The organism is Thermofilum adornatum, assembly GCF_000446015.1.
GTDB lineage: Archaea > Thermoproteota > Thermoprotei > Thermofilales > Thermofilaceae > Thermofilum > Thermofilum adornatum.
Genome location: NC_022093.1, coordinates 922,133 through 939,963 on the forward strand (window position 1 = coordinate 922,133; position 17,831 = coordinate 939,963).

General features: G+C 43.5%; 21 protein-coding genes and 1 tRNA gene. 12 read left to right on the top strand and 10 right to left on the bottom strand.

From position 1 onward, the window contains the following. The first annotated feature begins 72 nt into the window (after positions 1-72). The 6 genes from pstS to N186_RS05070 all read left to right on the top strand — a co-directional run bounded on the left by pstS (position 73) and on the right by N186_RS05070 (position 5,024). The gene (gene pstS / locus N186_RS05045; protein WP_020962693.1) at positions 73-1,233 is read left to right on the top strand and encodes a phosphate ABC transporter substrate-binding protein PstS; all 1,161 of its coding nucleotides are present in this window, start codon (positions 73-75) and stop codon (positions 1,231-1,233) included. Positions 1,234-1,329: 96 nt separating this feature from the next. After that, a complete protein-coding gene (pstC, locus tag N186_RS05050) occupies positions 1,330-2,220 on the top strand; it encodes a phosphate ABC transporter permease subunit PstC (RefSeq protein ID WP_020962694.1) in 891 nt (296 codons plus the stop codon). Continuing rightward, complete coding sequence (locus tag N186_RS05055; protein ID WP_020962695.1) at positions 2,220-3,059, top strand: PstA family ABC transporter permease; 840 nt, start codon at positions 2,220-2,222, stop codon at positions 3,057-3,059. Before pstC ends, N186_RS05055 begins: the two co-directional genes overlap by 1 nt. Then, positions 3,059-3,844: a phosphate ABC transporter ATP-binding protein gene (locus tag N186_RS05060; RefSeq protein ID WP_020962696.1), complete on the top strand. Its 786-nt coding sequence runs from the start codon at positions 3,059-3,061 to the stop codon at positions 3,842-3,844. Before N186_RS05055 ends, N186_RS05060 begins: the two co-directional genes overlap by 1 nt. 67 nt (positions 3,845-3,911) lie before the next feature. Further along, complete coding sequence (locus tag N186_RS05065; protein ID WP_020962697.1) at positions 3,912-4,520, top strand: DUF998 domain-containing protein; 609 nt, start codon at positions 3,912-3,914, stop codon at positions 4,518-4,520. 39 nt (positions 4,521-4,559) lie between these two features. Further along, complete coding sequence (locus N186_RS05070) at positions 4,560-5,024, top strand: GbsR/MarR family transcriptional regulator (RefSeq protein ID WP_020962698.1); 465 nt, start codon at positions 4,560-4,562, stop codon at positions 5,022-5,024. Positions 5,025-5,058: 34 nt separating this feature from the next. Here the strand turns inward: N186_RS05070 and N186_RS05075 are convergent, their stop codons facing one another. Both N186_RS05075 and N186_RS05080 read right to left on the bottom strand, forming a co-directional pair. Continuing rightward, positions 5,059-6,333, bottom strand: a complete 1,275-nt coding sequence (locus tag N186_RS05075; protein WP_020962699.1) for a BPG-independent phosphoglycerate mutase family protein — start codon at positions 6,331-6,333, stop codon at positions 5,059-5,061. A gap of 49 nt (positions 6,334-6,382) precedes the next feature. Then, a complete protein-coding gene (locus N186_RS05080) occupies positions 6,383-6,667 on the bottom strand; it encodes a hypothetical protein (protein ID WP_020962700.1) in 285 nt (94 codons plus the stop codon). A 210-nt stretch (positions 6,668-6,877) separates the two neighbouring features. Here N186_RS05080 and N186_RS05085 point away from each other — a divergent pair, with 210 nt between their 5' ends. Beyond that, positions 6,878-7,675 carry an NAD+ synthase gene (locus N186_RS05085; RefSeq protein ID WP_020962701.1) on the top strand — a complete coding sequence of 266 codons (798 nt, stop codon included), beginning with the start codon at positions 6,878-6,880 and terminating at the stop codon, positions 7,673-7,675. Between the two features lie 37 nt (positions 7,676-7,712). On the opposite strand, the gene N186_RS05090 is transcribed toward N186_RS05085, so the two are convergent. The 5 genes from N186_RS05090 to N186_RS05110 are packed head-to-tail and all read right to left on the bottom strand — an operon-like array spanning position 7,713 to position 11,409. Further along, the gene (locus N186_RS05090) at positions 7,713-8,978 is read right to left on the bottom strand and encodes an MFS transporter (protein ID WP_020962702.1); all 1,266 of its coding nucleotides are present in this window, start codon (positions 8,976-8,978) and stop codon (positions 7,713-7,715) included. A 44-nt stretch (positions 8,979-9,022) separates the two neighbouring features. Then, the gene (locus N186_RS05095) at positions 9,023-9,754 is read right to left on the bottom strand and encodes an energy-coupling factor ABC transporter ATP-binding protein (protein ID WP_020962703.1); all 732 of its coding nucleotides are present in this window, start codon (positions 9,752-9,754) and stop codon (positions 9,023-9,025) included. 9 nt (positions 9,755-9,763) lie between these two features. Further along, the gene (locus N186_RS05100) at positions 9,764-10,501 is read right to left on the bottom strand and encodes an energy-coupling factor transporter transmembrane component T family protein (RefSeq protein WP_052885525.1); all 738 of its coding nucleotides are present in this window, start codon (positions 10,499-10,501) and stop codon (positions 9,764-9,766) included. Position 10,502: 1 nt separating this feature from the next. Beyond that, complete coding sequence (locus N186_RS05105; protein ID WP_020962705.1) at positions 10,503-10,796, bottom strand: PDGLE domain-containing protein; 294 nt, start codon at positions 10,794-10,796, stop codon at positions 10,503-10,505. Between the two features lie 4 nt (positions 10,797-10,800). Then, positions 10,801-11,409, bottom strand: a complete 609-nt coding sequence (locus N186_RS05110) for an energy-coupling factor ABC transporter permease (protein WP_020962706.1) — start codon at positions 11,407-11,409, stop codon at positions 10,801-10,803. Between the two features lie 107 nt (positions 11,410-11,516). Between N186_RS05110 and N186_RS05115 the strand changes: the two genes are divergently transcribed. Together N186_RS05115 and N186_RS05120 are read left to right on the top strand one after the other, a co-directional pair. Next, positions 11,517-12,419 (top strand): UbiA family prenyltransferase, encoded by a 903-nt coding sequence (locus tag N186_RS05115; protein ID WP_020962707.1) that lies wholly within the window; start codon positions 11,517-11,519, stop codon positions 12,417-12,419. Positions 12,420-12,441: 22 nt separating this feature from the next. Further along, positions 12,442-12,900: an 8-oxo-dGTP diphosphatase gene (locus N186_RS05120; RefSeq protein WP_020962708.1), complete on the top strand. Its 459-nt coding sequence runs from the start codon at positions 12,442-12,444 to the stop codon at positions 12,898-12,900. An 8-nt stretch (positions 12,901-12,908) separates the two neighbouring features. Here the strand turns inward: N186_RS05120 and cyoE are convergent, their stop codons facing one another. Next, a complete protein-coding gene (cyoE, locus tag N186_RS05125; RefSeq protein ID WP_052885526.1) occupies positions 12,909-13,766 on the bottom strand; it encodes a heme o synthase in 858 nt (285 codons plus the stop codon). Positions 13,767-13,880: 114 nt separating this feature from the next. Between cyoE and N186_RS05130 the strand changes: the two genes are divergently transcribed. After that, positions 13,881-14,150, top strand: coding sequence for a DUF504 domain-containing protein (locus tag N186_RS05130; protein WP_020962710.1), 270 nt, complete (start codon positions 13,881-13,883; stop codon positions 14,148-14,150). Here N186_RS05130 and gap read toward each other — a convergent pair. Then, the gene (gap, locus tag N186_RS05135; RefSeq protein ID WP_020962711.1) at positions 14,147-15,175 is read right to left on the bottom strand and encodes a type I glyceraldehyde-3-phosphate dehydrogenase; all 1,029 of its coding nucleotides are present in this window, start codon (positions 15,173-15,175) and stop codon (positions 14,147-14,149) included. The two genes, N186_RS05130 and gap, sit on opposite strands and share 4 nt — an antisense overlap. Before the next feature lie 314 nt (positions 15,176-15,489). Further along, positions 15,490-15,599: transfer RNA gene (locus N186_RS09520), tRNA-Glu, on the bottom strand. A gap of 231 nt (positions 15,600-15,830) precedes the next feature. On the opposite strand from N186_RS09520, the gene N186_RS05140 reads away from it, so the two are divergent. Together N186_RS05140 and N186_RS05145 are read left to right on the top strand one after the other, a co-directional pair. After that, positions 15,831-17,117 carry a metallophosphoesterase family protein gene (locus tag N186_RS05140; protein WP_187146997.1) on the top strand — a complete coding sequence of 429 codons (1,287 nt, stop codon included), beginning with the start codon at positions 15,831-15,833 and terminating at the stop codon, positions 17,115-17,117. After that, positions 17,104-17,808, top strand: a complete 705-nt coding sequence (locus N186_RS05145) for a diacylglycerol/polyprenol kinase family protein (protein ID WP_020962714.1) — start codon at positions 17,104-17,106, stop codon at positions 17,806-17,808. Before N186_RS05140 ends, N186_RS05145 begins: the two co-directional genes overlap by 14 nt. Positions 17,809-17,831: the final 23 nt, after the last annotated feature.

Below are 17,831 nucleotides of genomic sequence, written 5' to 3' on the forward strand. Positions count from 1 at the left end.
ATAGTTTTTACGATTTCATTACATAGTTATAAGCAAAAAGTACATAAGATAGCCAATTCTATGTAACCATGTATGAGTCAAAGACAAAACTATAAAAAAATAATAGTAATCGCCATAGCGATAGTAGTAGTACTGGCTGGACTATTCATCTTCTCTGCAAACAAGCCTGCTCAACAACAAGCCTCTCAACAGCAACCATCCCAGCAATCATCACAACAAGCTTCTCAGCCAGTGCTCCTAAAGGGAAGTGGTGCAACTTTTCCCGAGGCCCAGCTCAGAAAATGGATACAAGTCTTTACTTCTACAAATACAGATATAAAGATTGAATACAGCGCTGTAGGTAGTGGCCAAGGAGTAAGCGACTTCATTAATGGTCTTACGACCTTTGGTTGCTCGGATGTTCCACTGACAATTGAACAGCTGAACCAGGCTAAAAACAAATATGGGATTGTTTATCAAGTTCCCTACCTTCTCGGAGGAATAGCGGTAGTGTACAATGTACCGGAGCTAAAAGACAAACAACCACTCAAGCTTACACCAGAAGTTCTCGTAGACATCCTCCTCGGAAAAATAAATTATTGGGATGACCCAAAGATAAAGGAACTAAACCCTGAAGTCGCGAATCTCTTACCGCACAAAGAGATATACTTTATTCATAGAAGTGACGGCAGTGGAACAACAGCTGTCTTCACGTCTTACCTGAGCTTTGTCTCGAGCGAATGGAAAACAAAAGTTGGAACTGGGAAAACGGTTCAATGGCCTCTTGACTCGATGGGAAGAGGACAAGGTGCACAAGGAAATACAGGTGTTGCAAGCATGGTTCAGCAAACACCGTACTCCATGGGATATGTCGAACTGGCATATATGAAGGGAATGGGTGTGGTAGCTTTAAGAAACAATGCAGGTAAATTCGTACAACCTTCTCCTGAAAGGGTCAGTTTAGCCGTTAAAAGCTTGGATGTCGATTTTACTAGTGATATATACAGTTTAGACCTTCTATCGAAGATCTTTGGAACAACAGATCCAGATGCCTATCCAATCTCTTCCCCAACTTACATGTTTCTCAAGTCTCCTGACAACTACGACCTAAACACGAGAAAGGCACTTGCAAGATGGTTACAGTTTATAGCTACAGACGGTCAGAAGCCAGAAAATATTGCAGAAGGTTATGCGCCAATACCACAAAGTATTTCACAGAAAATACTTCAGCTATCTCAACTTTTTGGTAAATAAATAAAATATTTTCTTTCTATATATTTTTGTTTTTCATGTTTATCATAAACATAAACTATATATACTTGGCTACGAAATACTTAGTGAGTGTAAGTTATGAATAGAGACATGTTAAGGATCATGCTATCTATACCAGGAGTTCTACTATTGAGCATAGATATTCTTTTGATTCTTGTTCTCTTCAAGGAATCTATCCCAGTCCTCACTTACGAGGGACTTCGCATATTCACGGAATTTCAATGGAATGCAGCAGAAGATCCAGCAAAAGAAGTTTATGGAATAATTCCTCCCCTAGTTGGGTCTCTGTATGTGGCTATTCTTGCGATCATGTTTGCAGCATTTTTCTCGATTTCTCTAACTATTTTTATCCAGGAAATTTTTCCGTACAGGGCGCGTTTTGCAATTGAAGAACTAATTAATGTCGCGTCTACTTTTCCAACAGTTCTTTACGGCTTGTGGGGTCTTACACTTATTGTGCCACTGGTGAGACAGCTAGCTGTAAAGCTTGGATATGTCAATGTCACAGGAGCGAGCATTGTAACGGCTGGACTAGTGTTGTCTATCATGATTGCTCCATACTCCACGGCGATAATTAAATCCGTATATGCATCTGTACCTTTATCATACATAGAGGCAATAGCTAGTTTAGGTGCTACAAAGATCGAGCGGGCCATCATCGTTTTAAAGATGATTTTTCCCGCCATAGTATCATCTCTTCTCCTTGGTTTTGGCAGAGCTGTTGGAGAGACCACTGCAGTTACCTTAGTAATAGGAAATGCCTACAGGTTGCCCTTGGATCCATTTTTACCTGCTTCAACTGTTACAAGCCTAATTGCTAATAATTTTGGAATGGCTACCTATTACAAGTACGAATATAGTGCATTAATGTTTGCAGCCCTCGTTCTCTTGATTACCAGCGCATTTTTTTCCTATATTGGATTAAGGCTGGCCAACAGAAGTGTCAGAATTGTTAGAGGTGAGCAATAGTGAATCTTCGCTCCATAAAAAATGAAATTGGTTTCTTATTGATCGTTTTATCTGTTGGATTTATTCTACTGGCGATTTTTTCCCTAATAATTGTACCCCTAATCCTTGGATTCAAAGTGATAATCGAAGCAGGACCAGCATTCTTTACTACGGCACCTGCCGCTCCAGGTGAAGGGTCTCCCGGAGGAATCTATTATACGCTCATAGGTAGTTTCGTAATGATATCACTAGCAGTAGCCATCGCTTTTCCTATAGGTTTCTTGACAGGTGTATACATAAATGAATATCCACAGACCAGACTTGCAATACTGGCAGAAAGTGCATCACACTTCCTAAGCGAAGTTCCGAGTGTAATCCTCGGCATATTTATTTATGCAACATACGTTCTTGCGACTAAGAACACATCGCTAATTGCCGGTGCGTTGAGTCTTTCCTTGGCAATACTTCCATATACAGTGGTTCAGGTGAGGGAATCTCTGAGAGTTATCCCCTTCATTTATAGGGAGGCCGCACACAGTTTAGGATTACCTAGGTGGAAGACTGTCTTCTTTGTACTTGTTCCAATGAATTTGAGGGGTATACTTGTCGGGCTTCTCTCAGCTTTTCTCAGGGCATTCAGCGAGACAGCACCTGTGCTCTTCACTGCTGGAGCAGCATTTTATGGCTTCTATGGATTAGACGGCCCCTCAAGCACATTGCCTCTCCTCGTATGGAACTTCGCAAAGACACCATATGAAAACTGGCAAAAACTGGCATGGGGCGCGAGCTCTATACTTGCACTTGTTAGCATCTCCTTATCTCTCATTATTAGGAAAGCTACAAAAGAGGTGAGATTCTAATGGAAAATCCAGCTGTCCGAATCCAAAACTTAAATGTTTACTATGGAAATGAACAAGTTCTTTTTAACATCAACCTCAGTGTTCCAAGAAACAGCGTATACGCCATATTGGGCCCCTCTGGATGTGGAAAATCTACCCTGCTAAGGACGATAAATCGATTAATAGAGCTTAGACCAGAGGCCAGAGTTGAAGGAAAAGTCGAGATAATGGGCATAGATGTTTACAGGGAGCTCCCCCGCGAACAAGTGGCACGGCTAGCTGGAATGGTTTTCCAAATGCCAAACCCGTTGCCTCACCTCTCGATATATGACAACGTCGCGCTGGGACCAAGGCTACACGGAGTAGCTAAAGGCAGAAAACTAGATGAAATAGTAAGAGAAGCCCTTGAACAGGCAGGATTGTGGGAAGAAGTTAAAAACAAACTGAAAAAGCCGGCAACTTCTCTTAGTGGCGGACAACAACAACGCTTGTGCATTGCAAGGGCGCTTGCCTTGCGTCCGCCGGTTCTACTAATGGATGAGCCCACAGCCAATTTAGACCCCGTTAATGAATCAAAAATAGAAGAACTCATACGAAAGCTTTCACGTGAAACAACAATAATAATTGTTACCCATGACCCGGAACAAGCCAAGAGAGTCGCAAATAGAGGAGCAATTATCTTCAAAGGAAAAATAGTAAAAGAAAACTTTATCGACAGCTTGTTCGCTGTCCCCTACTACGACCTAATACAAAAACTAACACTGGAAGAGAGAATGATAATTGAAGCATTACAGGAAAAAAGATAGATAATTTTTCTCACTTTATGACTGTATACTAAGACTAAAATTTTAAGAGTGTTGTTGCGTCCTATAAATGATCAAAATGAAAGCTTTGAAGATACTCAGAACACTGTTACTGGTCCTTGGTCCCCTCAGCTTCCTAGTCTTCCTTGTTACAGTCTATTTCGCAGCCTCTTGTAACCCGTGGTGGAATTTCTTTAAAGGTGCATTTAGCGACCTAGGCTCGCCTAGGGCCACGAATCCATGGATATTTAATATTGGCCTTATGACTATGGGAACAATTATTGCCTTATATTCCCTAGGCATCCTTTGGTCTGTCGAAACAAAGCTTGAAGGCTTCGCCTCCGGCCTCCTTTTTGTCTCAGGCATATTTCTGTTCCTAATAGGATATTATCCCAGCGGAACAAAACCCCACACATTTGTATCCACGTGGTTCTACCTTCAGTCCTTCCTGACTTCAGCATTTCTCGGTCTAGCGCTTCTCGCAAAGAAGGAGAAACTTTTTGGTTCAATATTGTTTCTCTTGGGTATTCTCCCAGTACCTCTCGGCTACTTAATACAATTAACCATAGGGTGGCCCTCCGTTGCAGTTCTGGAGCTCGCCGGGGCATTATTCATTGAAGCCAGCGCTTTGACGGCATCAATCTATTTCCTTAGAATCGTGAAAGCAAAAACAACATAAGGAATATAAGCATAGTTTTTTATATATTATAGACACACAATGCATTCAACGCCTCCCCAGACGCTTATCAACTTGGTGTCTAGGCTTGTATCAAGGCTTGAGCTAGGAGAAGCGGCCTCAAAGGTTCTTGCAACACTTATTCTATCCGAGTTTCCACTTTCCCAGACAGAAATTGTCCACCTGACTGGATACAGTTTAAGCCAAGTAAGCTCCGCACTTTCCTTGCTTGTCAGCGTTGGCTTAGTATCCTTTGTTAAAAGTGGAAGGAAAAAGTTATACTTTTCAGATAAGGGCATCGACGAGTTATTGGGAGAGATAGCCCGCAAAATGATTGAGAAAGACCTGAAGCCTCTTGCAAGGGAACTTGAAAAGCTCCCCAAAGAGCGTGAAAAAATCCAGTCTTTGATGGATGAATGTAACCAAGCTATCGAGAAGCTTCAGGAGACTTTCCTATTAGATACACTGAAAAATATGAGAAGCATGAACGCAAAAATTAACAGGTAGCCACGGAAAAAATACTAATAATAATCAAGACACTCTAAGGACTTTTAATCATTTCAAGGATCCTTGGAAGGAGTTCATAGCCGTGCTGGAATACTCCAAGCGAACCTCGACTGCACTCCTTTTCTGTAAGCCTTTTTAATCCGTCCTGCTTGTTTCTAGGTAGCATTAAAACTACGGGTACTGGGTCATCTGTGTGAGATTTACGAGTATAAGGAGTGGCGTGGTCAGCTGTAACCAGCAAAGCAATTTCTTTGCCGCTAATTTGTTCTAGGAGAGGACCAACATAGTATCTATCAATTAGCTCTATAGATTCTACTTTTCTTTTCACGTCTCCATCGTGTCCAGGCTCATCGGGCCCCTTTAGATGAACATAGACGACATCGTTTCGCTCCAACAACTTCATGGTGGCTTCAAGCCTAATCTTGTAATCCACGGCTTTGTCCTCTGTAGGAGGCGGCACACTTTCCATGTCCATTTTCAATATTCTCGCGATTCCTATTTCCACAGGCATCTCGGCTACAGCGCCAAACCTTAAGCCAAATTTCTTGTTTATTTCTTCTAGCCTTGGAAGTCTTCCCCCAGAATCCCTCAGTAAAATTACGTTTGCAGGCATCTTACCGTTCTTTATTCTTTCCTGGTTGATTGGGTGGTCTTTAAGTATCTGGATTATCTTCTCGGTAAACTTGTTGACGAGAGTAGCCATGATTCTTGCCTCCTCTGTTCCGTCCAGTGGTTTTGCCTCTGCTACGTAGGGCTCAAATGAAGATTTTGCAATCGAGACATAACCATGCTTCTCATAAGCAGGATCTGTATTGCTGACATTGTCTGACACCCTGTGAGTCTTGCTTCCGATAATCACTACAGCCCTATGTCCAACAGTCGCAACTACACGTGCATACCCATCGTAGACTCCTAGCTCCAAACCGTCTACTGCCTTGGCAAGCTCGTGGGCCTCTTCGCTAGAAAGGTTTCTTCCGCATCTCCTATCAAGGATTTTTCTCGTCTTTGGGTCTATGGTAGCAAAATTGGCCCTAAATGCAACCTCGTAACCTTCTCTCAGCTCTAACCCTGCACCCACAGCCTCAACGGGTCCACGGCCAGTATATTCTTTATGTGGGTCGTATCCGAGGATTGACATTACAGCTGCGTCGCTTTCGGGAGCAATGCCTTTTCCAACAGTATACATTAAACCGCATCTAGAGAGCGAAGCAACCTTATCGAGAAACGGTTTGTTTGCTAGCTCTAGAGATGTAGGACCATCTTCAGGCTTGTCTGCAACACCATCTAGTACAAGATAAATCAGCTTCACATGTCAAGTATAGGGATCTTGTGATAAAAACGTTGCTATATATTGCTCATTACTTTTTCGCTACTTCGCTTTGTTCGATATATTTAAACCATCCCTCGAGAGTCTTTGGGTCAACTTCTTCACGGACACCTCCCCTACTCAATATAACCTTCTCAACAACAAGATCGCTTCCCTCCTTCGACCCAATAATCCTTATCTCTGCATTTTCTCCCAGGACTTCTTCGAGAGACAAGGAAGAAAAAGCAACAATAACTTTCTCTCCTGACTCGTCCCAACTGTAAAGCCCCGCCTTCGAAGTAAACATCCTCAACTTGTCAATACTAACTCTTATCACATGGGTTTAGTAAAAAAGACAAAGATAAATCTTTCATTTTTATCAGTAAAAGTTTTACATATTTTTTCTTAAGGCGATCCATGTTTTTGTTTTTTAGGAGGGTTCTCAAAAATATCCTTAATCTGACCAATTTATGGCTCTAAATTTTTACACACGACTAATACGCTAAGACTTAAAGCCATCAAAATAACGAGACTTAAGGGGTCCATCATGCAAACCATACCAGACATGAATTGGGAAGCTGTAACTGAACACATAGCTCGAGAACTGCGGAATTACATTGTCCGAGAGGCAGGTAAAAGCGGGGGAGTAATTGGAGTTAGCGGAGGGGTCGACAGCGCTGTGACACTGCTATTAACTGTGCGGGCTATTGGAGCACAAAACGTACATGCATTGATTCTACCTTCAAAGACTACACCCAAAGAAGATCTTGAAGATGCTTTTTCTGTCTTAGAATTGGCAAGGGTCCCCAAGGAAAACATAGAGGTTATCAATATTGAACCAATCTTGGAGAGCTTTGAGAAAAACCTGGGAGATTTAACCAAAGAGGAGAGAGGAAACCTTGCAGCCCGTGTCAGAATGTGCATTCTGCACCAAAGAGCATATAGGAAAAACGCCTTGGTCATAGGGACAGGGGATAAAAGTGAGCTTCTTCTCGGATACTTTACAAAGTATGGTGACGGTGGAGTAGATATATTGCCAATAGGAGATCTATACAAGACACAGGTCAGAAAACTTGGAGTTTTCTTAGGGCTTCCAGAACGAATAGCGTTTAAGCCTAGTAGCCCCAGGCTGTGGCCAGGACAAACCGCCGAGGGCGAACTTGGGCTAAGCTATGAAATAGCTGACCTGATCCTTTACAGTATCTTTGAGATGGGTATAGCTCCTGAGAAAGTCCCCGAAAACCTTCACATAGAGAAAAAATACGTAGATCGCGTCATGGAGCTTTACAAGAGGAGTGAACATAAACGGAATCCACCCAAAATAATCAGGGTCAGCAGACATTAAAAGAAAGTTCTGCGTTTTCGATGAAAGCCTTCTCGCTCTAGCTACCCTCAAAGCTCCTAATTACCTCGTCCACTTTATAGGTTAGCTGGCGGTACCAAAAAAGAAGGAGAGGGGATAGAAGAAGCCTCAAAAGAAGGCTTGAAACGAAAGGAGATGTAGGTCCCAGGTTATTATACATCCAGCCACCTATCAGAGCTCCTAGACTCCACGTAAACGACGGGAATAGCCCCCAGAGGGCATAGACTCTCCCCCTATACTCCTTTGGGACAAGGTCTGCCCTCAAAGAAGAATAAGCCAGGCCATAAAATACGCCTGCAACTGAGCCTATAGTGGTGGACAGGAGCAATAGAGGAAGAGTGAGCCAGGAAGACGGTGGAGCCAAAACGAAGATTACTTGGCTTAATGTTCCTAGAAGAAAGCCTAGTGTTATAGAAAAGTTTCTTCCACGCGTATCAACAATCTTCCCAACGGGTAGAAGAAGCAATAGATTCACAACGCTTCCAACTGTAGCTAGGATAGCTAGACCATTCTTGTCAACCTCTAGATAATAATACATATAATAGTTCCCAAGAAAAGTCATTGCACCTACAAGATTGAGCAAAATATCGGTAGTCATCAAAAGGTATGTTTCATGGCTGATTTTTCTAAGGGCATCAATGTAGGAGAACAAAAAGTTTCCACTGGCGTTTATTGTGTCTTTTGTGGTTATGGTTTCTTCTATCCAGAAAAGACGCGAAAGGGCCGTGATGATGCCTGTTAGAAAAGATAGGAAAAAGATTATCCTCACGCCCTCAACTATTCCAAATATATTCACAAGGTAGGCACCGCCAAGCGGTGAAAGCGACGAGGCAAGTCCAGGCACTAGACTGAGAATCGCGTTCATCCTGCCCCTCAATGATATTGGTACAGAGTCTGCCTGTATCCCCTCAAGGGCCGGCTGGTAAAAAAGTGAGATGCCATTCAGGACGTTTGAGATAGCATATGTTTGCCAGTCTGGAGCTATCGCCATTAATAGGTATGTCCCAGCTACTAAGAGTGTTCCAATCCAGAGAATCTTCTTTCTGCCATACTTATCGGAGAGAAATCCGCCGAGAAGCCTTGAAAAAGAGTTAGCGATCTGTGTGGCTGATTGCACAAGCGAGATGTCCTCTGGGGAAGCGCCTAGCTTGCTAACATATAGCTGTGTATATGGTCCGGCCATTGCCTGGACAGGTGACCAAACTAGCCAGCCGAATGCCAGTACCCGTATGTTTTTCGGGATTTTCGTAAAGGAGTCTTTTACCTTTGCAAGCCACTTAGCCACAATGATGCAAAAAGCAGGACACAATTAAATCTTTTTTAGGATTCTTAACGCGTACTCTGCCCGAAGCTGCATGGAGCTATCTCAGTCTGTAGACCAGCCTCGTCAAGAATGTTCCTAGGGATGGGAGGTTCTCCCTCCCAAATAATCTTCTTATTGCTAAGAATGTAGACATAGTCACTTATTTTCTCAGCCAGGGCTACATCTTGGCTAGCCAGCAGTATTCCCCTCGATTTTCTGAGGTCGCATAAAAGTTTGAGGAAGAGGGCAGTGGTCTTGGGATCAAGGTTAGCAAACGGCTCATCTAGGAGGAGATATGTTGGGTCGTATATAATTATGCTTGCTAGCGCCACTCTCCTTTTTTCACCGAAGCTTAGCGCATGGACAGGTTTATTCAACAAATGTTCTAGATGGAGCATGTTAGCTACAAGTTGGATCTTTGCCTCTACTTCTCCGCGTGTCAATTCTAACTGGCTTAACGTAAAGAGAAGCTCATCTCGGACCGTTGGGCTGAATAAATGGTCATCTGGGTTCTGGAACATTACACCAATATACCTCCTAGCGCCTGGCAACATTTCAAACAGATTTTTGCCATCAAGTAGAACCTCGCCAGAAAGCGGCCTCAGAAGACCAGAAACAAGCAGTAACAGTGTGGTTTTGCCAGAACCATTTGGTCCCAAGACAGTTTGGATTCTTCCAGTCTTTACTTGGATAGATACATTCTCAAGCACCAAGTCATCTTTAAGGTAAGAAAATGTAAGATTTCTACCTTCCAGCATAGTGCTCTCCTAGCCTGCATACACAGTGTAGGCTAATAAGATTGTTGAAAATAGTACGAACAAATCTAAGGGGGTAGGTCTCCAGTGCAGGACATTATTCCCCTTTGTTGTAGCCTCTCCAAAATATCTTGACTTTGTGGATAATGATAGCCAGTAAGAGGTTCTAAAGCCTTCATATATCAAGTCCCCCACCAACGACATACCAATAATCCATCTATTCTTTCTTGACACAGTAAATGTTCTGGCCTCTCTGGCAAGGGTGCTTGTCTGGGCTTTCCTAATAAACTCGGGAATATATCTGATCAAAACGCCAAGCTGTTTTGACAATTCAACAAAACCGAGAGCATTTAGACCCTTTACTACACCCAACCAGCCCAATCCGCCAAGCATAGAAGTAAACAATGAAGCGGAAGCCGCCACTCTCAATATGAACACTACTGGCTCTCTAGTTTCCCCAAGCAAAATTACAGGTAGAGCAACAACAAGAGCAAAGAATATAGAGATAAAAGTAACATATAACCACTCCCTGGTCTTCTTTGTGGCAAAAGCAATGATGGACGCGAAAATTAACGCCAATATAAATGTATGAAGTGTATGAGAAAAAGAAACAATACCCGTTACAAGCATGGATAGGACAATGCCAATGCTGGGAGTGAACCTAGGCTGGGAAGAGTCAAGAAGCTTACCTAGAACATCGCCCAGCTCAAAAAAATAATCATTTAAAATATTGTCCAAGCTTTTCATCATTTCATTTCCTCAGCTTGATAATGATGTAGCCAAGGAGGAGGACCACTAAGGCTCCAAGCAGACCCGAAACAATGTATCCCACTTCAGGTGGAAGTCCAGGCACAGAGTAATCTAGGAATGGCGTCCAATTGGTTTCTTCTGTCGTCTCGTTGAGACCTAGAAGCTCAGCCGCTATATCTAGGGGCTCGTGGTAACCAAGGAGGTTTGCTAGTATTACTCCGAAGATTGGACTAATAACTATGAGAAAAAGTATTAAGATGAAGGCTTTTTTATACCTAAGAACAATTTCTTTCATTATATCACCCGCTCACCAGGCCTGGATATTTATTAGCCAGATACATGTAAACACCCATAGTTATTATTCCCTCAATGATACCGAGTACTGCATGCCAGCCGCCCATTACCGGGATAGTTATAGAAAGCCCATAGAGAAACTGCTTGGATAATCCAAGCTCTAATCCTGCAACGATACCCGCAAAAGTTATGCTTAGCCATCCAGCAAGAAAAGTAGCGAGTCTTTTGTTCGGGAGATATTTATAGATTAGCCAGCCAGTCCAGACAGCCACAATCCCCATATTGAGTATGTTTGCACCTAGGGTTGTAATCCCCCCGTCGTGGAACACAAGTGCCTGGACCAGCAGTACAAGGGTTAGGACGATATTTCCTCCCCAGGGGCCCACAAGTATTGCTGCCAGCGCGCCCCCAACGAGGTGTAAAGAGGTGCCTCCCGGAATAGGCCAATTCAGCATTTGTGCAACAAATATCGCGGCCGCCAAGACGGGAATTAAGGTCTTCTTCTCGTCGCTTAGATCTTTGATTTTCCTAAAGGAAAGAATTACAACAATTACTGCGACTAGGTACGTTGCTATGCAAATGTATGGATCCAGGTAACCGTCTGGGATGTGCACAGTAATAGATTATTGGCTTTTTTATTTAAGCATTTCGCCTAGTAATATATTTCAATCATCTTGTATTAAAAAAAACCTTTTAATTGCCAGCCTCAGAAAAACCACGTATGAAGCTCAAGGAACTGTTTATTGTGACAAGGCCATGGTCGTTTGTTATGACCATTATATCCATTACTGGTGCAGCGGCATATACATACCTGGCTCTGCATACCTTTGATCTCCTCCTCTTCATTGTGACCCTGCTGGGCGTGACGCTACTGCATGCGGCTGCAAACGTGTTAAATGACTACTATGATACAATCAGAGGAGTAGATGTTCCAGGAGCACCCACAACCCTCTACAGGCCGCATCCAGTCATAGCTGGCATAATGACTCCAAAGCAGGTCAGGAACTTTGGATTGGTATTACTGGTTTCAGGACTGGCTTGTGCTTTTGTTTTAATAGCAATTAGGCAGATATTGGTTATTGTACTTGCTCTTGTGGGAGTTGTTCTATTATTCACTTATTCCGGTCCCCCGGGGCTAAAATACAAGGCCATGGGAGAAATAGGTGTTTTCCTAAGCTGGGGCGTATTTATGTGGATTGGAACCTTCTATGTGCTTACGGGTCAACTTTCACTCCTGCCAGCCCTAGCCGGAACCCCGATTGGTTTACTTGTTGCAGCTGTCCTTACTGCAAACAATCTACGTGACATAGAGTTCGATTTAAGCAGAGGCGCCAAGACACTTGTCGCGATTCTTGGCAGGGGGAGGGGGCTCTACTTCTATTTTGGAGAAATCATACTAGCCTATGTCTCCCTAGCTCTACTGGCACTATTAAACATTGTCCCCATCGCGTCACTAGTTGCCTACCTAACATTGCCTCAGGCCTATAAGCTGTACAAGACGTTCAAGACAAAAGTTCCGGAGACAGCTGATCCAATGACTGCCGCACTTGTACAGAACTTTGGAATACTATACGTCGTTGGCATATTGATTGGAGCAGTCATCCAACAAGGCCCAGTTTTTTAAGCAGAGACAATTGGTCTTCCACATGTGGACGGCAACTCTTTGCTACCCAATGAGAGGTAGCGAAGTACTGCTTATCTACAAGCGGAGAGGATTTGGCGCAGGCAAATACAATGGGGTTGGAGGCAAAATAGAGCCAAACGAGGACATGTGGACTGGTGTAAAGAGAGAGGTCAAAGAAGAGGTTGGACTAGAGCTTCTCCAGGTCACCTATAAAGGAGTACTAGAATTTTACGCCGAAGAGGATGTCCCAGACATAATTGTCCACGTATTTACTTCTACAAGGTTTAGGGGAGACCCTAAGCCCTCTGAAGAAGCAATCCCACAATGGTTCAAAATTGATAAGCTACCATTCGACCTGATGTGGGAAGACGACAAGATATGGCTACCCCACGTGCTTGCTGGAAAAACTATCTATGGAAGGTTCTGGTTTAAGAAAGATTACTCAAAAATGTTGAGCTACAAATTAGATGTCTACCAGTAACGTTTTTGCTAAGAGAGTGCCAGTAGCAAGAAGAACAAGCCCATAAACATGTTGACCATTTTAAAGGCTCTAAACGATGCATCACGATAGTTGCCCCTGCGTAACGACATAGCTAGGAAAACAATTGCCAAGAGCAGAGGAATTACTGAAATTACGTAGCCCCAAATAGAGATGAGGCCTAGGTAGTAAATTGCCGAAGAGATAAAGAGGACAATGAGGGCTACCAAGAAAGATCCCTGCACACCTCTTTTTTCGCCATACACCACTGGCAACATGGGGACGTTAGCTTTGCGATAATCGTCAACATAGTACGTTGCCAGGGTCCATATGTGGAGCGAGCTCCACACCGCGACGAGAAGCATAAGCATTACTCCCCCCAGCCCAAAACTGCCTGTTGCTCCTGCCCATCCACCCAGCGCAGGCATCCCGCCGGCGAAACCGCCGAAGACAACACTCCATGGGCTCTTCCTCTTGAGGAGCCATGTATACACTCCTATGTCTATGAGGAATCCTAGAAGTCCCGAGGTTGCAACGTAAACATTTACAAGGAGCCCACATACTAGACCCGTCACAATCAATAGCATGCTGGTCACCAGCGTTTCACGCTTGGTCAGCCTGTTCATTGGGATTGGCCTATTCTTGGTCCTAAACATTAGTGAATCTATGTCTGCATCCAGAACCATGTTGACTCCTGTCGTCCCAGAAATTGTTAGAAACATAGACAACGAGACAGCTAGAAAACTCAGCGCGTCAAAAGGTTTACCAGCTATCCTAAGTCCCTCCAGGTATGAACAAATCCCAGTTATTAACAATAGCAGTGTCTGCTTTACCTTAAAAACCTCCATGAAGTCTTTTAATTTGCCCATCGTAAAGGAGACCAATGAGCCCCTTATATCTTTATTATCAAAACTTGTACATAAACTGTGTCTCCTAACCAAACCTTTTTAGTTCCACGTACACATAGAAACTGTGAAAGCGGCTTGAAGAACCCAATGCGTGAATACTTCAATAAACTCCTCTGGGACAAGACAGTAGACAAGAAACAGGTCAAAGTAAAATTCGTGTCTAGAGGAACATCTACGCAAACAGACATGTTTACTGGAGAACAAGTTGTCCGGGTCTCACGCGACGGAGTAATTATACTCACAGAAAGCGGTACAGAAAAATATATTCCCTACCACAGGATACTCGAGATAACATACTCGGGAAAAACAGTATTTAACAAAAAAGAAGAAAAATATTTTGTTTAGATACCCTTCTCGGCCATGTAGAGCAAAAGATCCACGAGACGGTTGCTGAAGCCCCACTCGTTGTCGTACCAAGCTACGACTTTTACCTTGTTGCTCTTCCCACCAAGCACCATGCTTGCCTGCGCGTCATATATCGAGGAGTGCGGGTCCCCCACGATGTCCGAGGAGACTATCGGGTCATCCACGTATTCAAGTATTCCCTTCAAGTAGGTCTCAGAAGCCTCTTTAAAAGCCGCATCTAGCTCCTCCTTTGTAACCTCTCTGCCTAGCTGAGCAACCAGATCAACAACAGAGCCGTCAGCCACAGGTACACGCATAGCCATTCCGTCCAGCTTACCCTTCACCTCAGGAATCACTAGGTGCAATGCCCTAGCTGCTCCAGTCGTTGTAGGTATAATATTTAGTGCAGCTGCACGCGTCCTCCTAAAGTCTTCTGGATGTATTAAGTCTAGGATCCTCTGGTCATTGGTATAAGCGTGGACCGTGGTCATGAATCCCCATTCGAGACCAAAGTTTTTGAGGAGAACATATACAACTGGCGCTAGACAGTTAGTAGTGCATGATGCATTTGAGATGACTTGGTGTTTCGTTGGGTCGTACATGTGGTGGTTTACTCCCATCACGATTGTGACGTCTGCGCCTTTCGAGGGGGCGGTTACGACAACCTTCTTGGCACCGGCTTTGAGGTGAAGAGCGGCCTTGTCTCTATCGGTGAATCTGCCAGTAGCCTCCATTGCTATGTCTACTCCTAGATCTTTCCAGGGTAACTTGTCGGGGCTAGCTTCATTCAGAATGAGCATCTCGTGTCCTTCTACTATGAGCTTGTTGTCCTTGACTTCTACTTTGTACGGGAGACGTCCAAAGACAGAGTCGTATTTAAATAGGTAGGCCAGCATCTGGGGAGAGCCTAGGTCGTTAATTGCTACAACCTCAAATTTGTCGAAGAATTTTTCGTTTTTCAGAGCTGCCCGTAAAAAGTTCCTGCCAATTCTTCCAAAACCATTTAGTCCAACCTTTATGGTCATACTGGTCACTATTAATAATGTTGCCTATACATATAAATTCCGATTAAAAAAGCCCAATATTACAAAACCCTGTTAAATTGTTCTCTGGGAAGAAGTGAAGCTTCACGTATCAGACCTGCACGAGCTCTTCACATATCTGTCCTTCCGAGCGTCATCATTACAAAAAACCTAGTCATGCCCACAAATATAAACTTCATGGTTCTAGCCACGTAATATTTAATTATCATTTATCACGAGCTTCTGCGAAACTCAGGGCTATAAAAGCCTTAATTCTTTAGGCTTAATTCCCGAAGACTCCCCTATGCAACAAAATATGGTGCCCCGGCCGGGATTTGAACCCGGGATCTTCGGCTCGAGAGGCCGATATCCTTGCGGCCTTGCATCTTCCAGCTCGTGCAGGTTGACCGGGCTAGACGACCGGGGCTTAGCGCGCGCTAACGGCTTTGATGGAAAGGTGCAAAATGTAAAATGAATCTAGATTTAAAAACTTTTCATTGGGTGGAATAAAGGAAGGAAGACTGTGCATTTTTTAGCTTGTCTCAGGGCTGGGAAGCCTTTTTTCTCTGAAAAAGGTTTTCTTTTGTTCAAGCAAAGGTTTTATAATTTCAGGCCTGTTAAGTCCTTGTCTACGCTTGGCGAGCAGGTGAATTGGGAAGTGGCAAGGATACGTTTCCTGGCTATATCGGATGTCCACGGCAAAGAGGATCTGGTGGACAAGTTCCTAGAGTGGGTGCAGAAAGAAAACTTGGCATATGACTTCATAGTGGCAGCCGGTGATATTGGGAACCCGCAGCGCGCTGGAAGCATGTGCAGAATTCTACGAAAGATTTCTTTAACACTTAAGAAGAACGTCTACTATGTTAAGGGTAATTGGGACATTGAAGGGACATGTGGAGACAAGAGTGTTTTGGATCTAGACGATACTGGTCCGCTGATTTTTGGCAACATTGCACTCATTGGCCACGGAAGAATAGCTGAGCCCTACGAGATACCAAGCACAGTTAGGGTATCAGTCCTAGTCACTCATTATCCTCCTTTCAGCATCCTTGACAGGGGGAAAGTGATAGACAGCAATCATAGGTCTCTCCATGCGGGAGTCATTGATATTAACTATCTCATTGACTACTACAAGCCACGGGTACACATTTTTGGGCACAGCCACAGCTTCGGAGGGCTTGATGTCGAACACAATGGGGTCGTCTATGTAAATGTGGCCAGGCTTGACAGATTGCTGAAGAATGGAGAGTCTATTGGAAACTATGCAATAATAGATGTTTCTGATACGGGAGAAGTAAAAGTCGAATGGAGATTTATCAATGGCGCCTGGAAAAAATGTACAAGCTGTGGCCGAATAGTTCACATACCAGACAAATGGTCTCTATGCCGCAAATGTGCACACCGCACAGAACTAAAGTTCGCCAGGATCACTGGGGTACCATACGTTGCAAAGCTTATATTCAGAGACCTGACAAGTGGTCTACAAGTTGCATCCCCACAGGTAAAAATACCTTTCCACACGCTTAAGGACTACTCGACGTACGAGGAGTTCCTCGATGCATTGGTGCTCAGAGAGGCGAGAAACATGCTTTCAAGCGATAATTCGAGAGTAGTCGAGGTTCCCAAAGATAAGGTCCTTGAATTCTATAACCAAGTAAACAATAAAAGAATGACTCCCTTCAGCGAATATCTCTTCGCATGCAATGATAAAGTTAGTGGAAAGCAGTTATGCCTAGTTATGCGTGTGTTTTCCGCAGATAAGAGGGCACATGTGCTATGGAAAATAAAAGAGGATTCAGAGACAGGTAAAAGAACCCTTGAACAATACATACTCTTTAAGAACGAGCCTGCACAAGCGTTAAACTTCTTAGTAAGCCAGCTAGCCGAGTCTGGATTCAAGGTTTTAACATATAGCCTAGAGCCTGTCCAGCATGTCCAACAATAAAATGAATCTAATAGGAAAAGAACTCTACCGGAAATCGGTACACATTCTACTCACTATTATCCTGCTTCTACCATACTTAATCCATTTACCCTGGCCGCTTACACTGAACAATTATTATGCAACGGGGCTTTTCTTAGCGGCATTTATAAACAGCCTTGTTGCACGTAGAGGCAAAGTTTTAGGCGAACTTAAAAAATTCAGAGAAAACATCGAAGGGATTATCGAGAAGACAAACAAAGAATTAAAACAACCATTATTCCTTGTTGAGCAGGCCGTCTCAAAGCTTCAGGAGATAATTTCCACCCAAATTTCCATGCTTGAAAGAGACTATGAGAAGCGGGAGGGCTATGTCGGTTTGCTTTACGGGATGATTGGGGCCACGCTAAGTATACTTGTCTCTCCCGAGACAACTGTGTATGGTTTACTGGCGCTTGCAACTGTTGATACTGTTTCTGCACTTCATGACCTCTTTTTTAACAATAGGCAGAAATCACTCAGGGGTTCTTTCCTCGCACTTATAGTATACTTTTTTATCTTGGTGTTGGTTGGTTCCCCTCTTCTTAGCTCTTTCTTACTATCAATTATTGCCTGTATAACTGAGTACATTTCTCCAGAAGATAACCTAACTGTTCCCTTTGTGACAACACTAGCGGCCCTTTTTGTAGGAATGCCCCTTAAACCCCCTCTTTGAAATTCAAATAGCACAATGTTTAG

What these genes read in the sequence shown, in the direction of transcription:
- N186_RS05095 (WP_020962703.1), bottom strand. Translation starts at nt 9,754, where the DNA reads ATGCTGGAAGGTAGAAATCTTACATTTTCTTACCTTAAAGATGACTTG.
- N186_RS05085 (WP_020962701.1), top strand. Translation starts at nt 6,878, where the DNA reads ATGCAAACCATACCAGACATGAATTGGGAAGCTGTAACTGAACACATA.
- N186_RS05060 (WP_020962696.1), top strand. Translation starts at nt 3,059, where the DNA reads ATGGAAAATCCAGCTGTCCGAATCCAAAACTTAAATGTTTACTATGGA.
- gap (WP_020962711.1), bottom strand. Translation starts at nt 15,175, where the DNA reads ATGACCATAAAGGTTGGACTAAATGGTTTTGGAAGAATTGGCAGGAAC.
- cyoE (WP_052885526.1), bottom strand. Translation starts at nt 13,766, where the DNA reads ATGGGCAAATTAAAAGACTTCATGGAGGTTTTTAAGGTAAAGCAGACA.
- N186_RS05100 (WP_052885525.1), bottom strand. Translation starts at nt 10,501, where the DNA reads ATGATGAAAAGCTTGGACAATATTTTAAATGATTATTTTTTTGAGCTG.
- N186_RS05115 (WP_020962707.1), top strand. Translation starts at nt 11,517, where the DNA reads ATGAAGCTCAAGGAACTGTTTATTGTGACAAGGCCATGGTCGTTTGTT.
- N186_RS05070 (WP_020962698.1), top strand. Translation starts at nt 4,560, where the DNA reads ATGCATTCAACGCCTCCCCAGACGCTTATCAACTTGGTGTCTAGGCTT.
- N186_RS05145 (WP_020962714.1), top strand. Translation starts at nt 17,104, where the DNA reads ATGTCCAACAATAAAATGAATCTAATAGGAAAAGAACTCTACCGGAAA.
- N186_RS05120 (WP_020962708.1), top strand. Translation starts at nt 12,442, where the DNA reads ATGTGGACGGCAACTCTTTGCTACCCAATGAGAGGTAGCGAAGTACTG.
- N186_RS05065 (WP_020962697.1), top strand. Translation starts at nt 3,912, where the DNA reads ATGATCAAAATGAAAGCTTTGAAGATACTCAGAACACTGTTACTGGTC.
- pstC (WP_020962694.1), top strand. Translation starts at nt 1,330, where the DNA reads ATGAATAGAGACATGTTAAGGATCATGCTATCTATACCAGGAGTTCTA.
- N186_RS05105 (WP_020962705.1), bottom strand. Translation starts at nt 10,796, where the DNA reads ATGAAAGAAATTGTTCTTAGGTATAAAAAAGCCTTCATCTTAATACTT.
- pstS (WP_020962693.1), top strand. Translation starts at nt 73, where the DNA reads ATGAGTCAAAGACAAAACTATAAAAAAATAATAGTAATCGCCATAGCG.